Here is a 3,530-nt window from a genome sequence, read left to right as displayed (position 1 = left end):
GCCCGGTGGCCGTCCGGTCGCCGACCCCTCGGCCCGCACCGAGCTCGCTGCCACCTGGGGCGTCCCCGAACTGCCCGCACGACCCGGTCGCGACACCGCCGCGATGGTTGCGGCTGCCGGGTCCGGCGAGATCGGGGCCCTGCTGGTCGGTGGCGTGGATCCTGACGACCTGCCCGACCCCCGGGCGGCCCGCGCCGCGCTGGAGCGCACCTTCGTGGTGTCGCTCGACCTGCGTGAGAGCCCCGTCACGCCCTACGCGGACGTGGTGCTGCCGGTGGCGGCCCACCAGGAGAAGCCCGGCGCCTTCGTCGACTGGGAGGGACGCGTGCGTCCCTTCGAGCGTGCCCTGTCGAGCAACAACATGAGCGACTACCGCGTGCTCGACCTGCTCGCAGCAGAGCTCGGTGAGTTCCTCGGCACGCGCACGGTCGACTCCACCCGCGCCGAGATGCGCGCGGTCGGACCGTGGACCGGCGCGCGGGCACCGTTGCCCTCGCGCGAGCCGGTCGACCCGCCGGCGCTCAGGGAGGGGGAAGCCGTCCTCGCCACCTGGCACACCCTGCTCGACGCCGGGCGCATGCAGGACGGTGAGCCGTTCCTGGCCGGCACGGCGCCGCGTCCGGTGGCGCGGGTCTCGGCGGCGACGGCAGCGGCAGTCGGCCTCGCCGAGGGCTGGGTCCTGACGGTCTCCACCGACACGGGCCGGATCAGCCTGCCCGTCGCGATCACGGACATGCCCGACCACGTGGTCTGGCTGCCCACCAACTCTCCCGGGTCCGCGGTGCGCTCGATGCTCGGTGTCGACGCCGGTGCCGTGGTCACGCTCAACAAGGGTGAGGGGGCCCCGGAATGAGCATGGTCGGAGCACTCGACCTCAGCGCGGTCCAGGCCCTGGTGCCGACCACCGACAACCCCGTGGCCGACTTCAGCGACACCCCGTGGTGGCTGTCGCTGATCAAGGCCCTGTTCCTCTTCGTCATCCTGCTGGTGCAGACGCTGATCGTGATCTGGTTCGAGCGGCGCGTGATCGGCCGGATGCAGCAGCGGCCGGGCCCCAACCGGACGGGCCCGTTCGGGCTGCTGCAGACGTTGGCCGACGGCGTGAAGCTGGCGCTCAAGGAGGACCTGACGCCGAAGAACGCGGACAAGATCATGTTCGTGCTCGCGCCGATCATCGCCGGGTCGATGGCGTTCGTGTCCTTCGCGATCATCCCGCTCGGCGGTGAGGTGTCGATGTTCGGGCACCGCACCCCGCTGCAGCTGACCGACACCCCGGTGGCGGTGCTGCTGGTGCTGGCGGTCGCGGGGGTGGGTGTCTACGGCACCATCCTGGCGGGCTGGTCCTCGGGCTCGACCTATCCGCTGATCGGCGGGCTCCGCTCGACCGCACAGGTGATCTCCTATGAGATCGCGATGGGTCTGGCCCTGGTGGCGGTGTTCATCTACGCGGGCTCGATGTCGACCAGCCAGATCGTCGCGAGCCAGAGCGGTCTCTGGTACATCATCCCGGCGTTCTTCTCGTTCATCGTCTACGTGATCACCATGGTGGGGGAGACCAACCGGTTGCCGTTCGACCTCGCCGAGGGCGAGGGCGAGCTGACCGGTGGGTTCCACACGGAATACAGCTCACTGAAGTTCGCCATGTTCTTCCTGGGCGAGTACGTCAACATGTTCACCGTCTCGGCCCTGGCCACCACGCTGTTCCTCGGCGGGTGGCAGGCGCCTCCGGGGATCGCGGCGATCAACGACGGGATGTTCAACCAGGGCTGGTGGGGCCTGCTGTGGTTCCTCATCAAGCTGTGGCTGTTCATGTTCTTCTTCGTGTGGCTGCGTGGTTCGCTGCCGCGGGTGCGGTATGACCAGTTCATGCGGTTCGGGTGGAAGTTCCTGATCCCGGGCACCCTGTTGTGGGTGGTGGCGGTGGCCTTCATCCGCGGCGCGCAGCTGTCCTTCCTGGGTGACAACACCTGGCGGGCGACGATCATCGTGGTGGGTGTCATCGGGGCGATCGCCCTGGCGGCCTCATGGGTGTGGGACGGCCAACGGGCCGCGGCCGAGGAAGCGGCGGACCGGCCACTGCCGGAGGAGATCGACCCGTTCGCGGGCGGCCACCCGATCCCGCCCATGCCCGGCCAGACCCTGCGCGAGCCGGAGCGTGTGGACGCGGCTCCCGCGCTCCCCGAGCCGGTGGCAGCCAGCTCGCCCAGCCCGACCACTTCGGAGGACACCAGTGGCTGACGACAAGCAGCGTGACTACTTCCTCTCCGACCTGTTCGCGCCGGTCGGTGGGTTCGGCGTCACCTTCGCGACGATGTTCCGCAAGGTCGCGACGGAGGAGTACCCCGAGGAGAAGCGACCCACCCAGCCGCGCTACCACGGGCGGCACCAGCTCAACCGCCACCCCGACGGGCTCGAGAAGTGCGTCGGCTGCGAGCTGTGCGCGTGGGCCTGCCCGGCGGATGCCATCTTCGTGGAGGGCGCCGACAACGACGACACCGAGGGAGGCGCGGGCCGGTTCTCCCCGGGGGAGCGCTACGGCCGCGTCTACCAGATCAACTACCTGCGCTGCATCTTCTGCGGCTACTGCATCGAGGCCTGCCCGACGCGGGCCCTGACGATGACCAACGAGTACGAGCTCGCGGACGACAACCGTGGTGACCTGATCTTCGAGAAGGACCAGCTGCTCGCCCCGTTGCGGCAGGGCATGCTGCAGCCGCCGCACCCGATGGTGGCCGGGACGACCGAGCGCGACTACTACCGCGGCAAGGTCGAGAAGGCCACCCCGGAGCAGGAGGCGTGGGTCCGGGACCAGGACGAAGCGGCGGACGCGGCGAACGACGACACCACGGCGCAGCCTGTCGCGGGCCACCTGGAAGGTGGTGTCACCAAGTGAACGGAACCGGCACGTCGGAGGCGGTCCTCTTCTGGATCCTGGCCCCGATCACCGTGTTCGGCGCCCTCGGGTTGATCTTCGCCAAGAAGGCCGTGCACGCGGCCATGGGCACCGCCCTGGTCATGGTCTGCCTGGGCATCTTCTACATCGCCCAACAGGCCGACTTCCTCGGCATCATCCAGATCTTCGTCTACACCGGCGCGGTCATGATGCTGTTCCTGTTCGTCGTCATGCTGGTCGGCGTCGACTCGTCCGACTCCCTGGTCGAGACGATCAAGGGACAGAAGTGGGCCGCGTTCGTCCTCGCCGTCGGACTGGCGGTGCTGCTGACCAGCACCGTCGGATCCGTCACCTTCGGCAAGCCGGTCGGTCTGGCCCAGGCCAACTCCGGCGGCAACGTGTCGGGCATGGCCGACCTGATCTTCGGCAAGTACGTCTGGGTCTTCGAGGTCACCAGCGCGCTGCTGATCACCGCCGCGCTCGGGGCGATGGTGCTCGCCCACCGGGAGCGGCTCACCCCGAAGCGCACCCAGCGCGAGTGGGCCGAGCGCCGCTTCCGCCGCGGACAGCACGTGGCCGGCCTGCCCGCGCCCGGTGTCTACGCCCGGCACAACGCGGTGGACACCCCGGCGCTGCT

At 69.6% G+C, this 3,530-nt stretch carries 4 protein-coding genes; all 4 read left to right on the top strand.

The genetic code is table 11. The features are described 5' to 3' along the window. Positions 1–853: molybdopterin dinucleotide binding domain-containing protein (locus FRW57_RS19010; RefSeq protein WP_152186766.1), on the top strand; the 853-nt coding region annotated here is incomplete at its 5' end. A gap of 2 nt (positions 854–855) precedes the next feature. Beyond that, positions 856–2,238, top strand: coding sequence for an NADH-quinone oxidoreductase subunit NuoH (gene nuoH / locus FRW57_RS19005; protein WP_420853267.1), 1,383 nt, complete (start codon positions 856–858; stop codon positions 2,236–2,238). Then, a complete protein-coding gene (gene nuoI / locus FRW57_RS19000) occupies positions 2,231–2,893 on the top strand; it encodes an NADH-quinone oxidoreductase subunit NuoI (protein ID WP_202911430.1) in 663 nt (220 codons plus the stop codon). Before nuoH ends, nuoI begins: the two co-directional genes overlap by 8 nt. Further along, on the top strand, positions 2,890–3,530 hold a 641-nt coding region (locus FRW57_RS18995), incomplete at its 3' end, for an NADH-quinone oxidoreductase subunit J (RefSeq protein WP_152186764.1). The genes nuoI and FRW57_RS18995, both read left to right, overlap by 4 nt.

The sequence above is a fragment of the Segeticoccus rhizosphaerae genome, assembly GCF_009192725.1.
GTDB classification, from domain to species: Bacteria; Actinomycetota; Actinomycetes; order Actinomycetales; family Dermatophilaceae; genus Segeticoccus; species Segeticoccus rhizosphaerae.
Note: the sequence above shows the minus strand (reverse complement) of the source record. Positions and strands in the feature narration are given on the sequence as shown.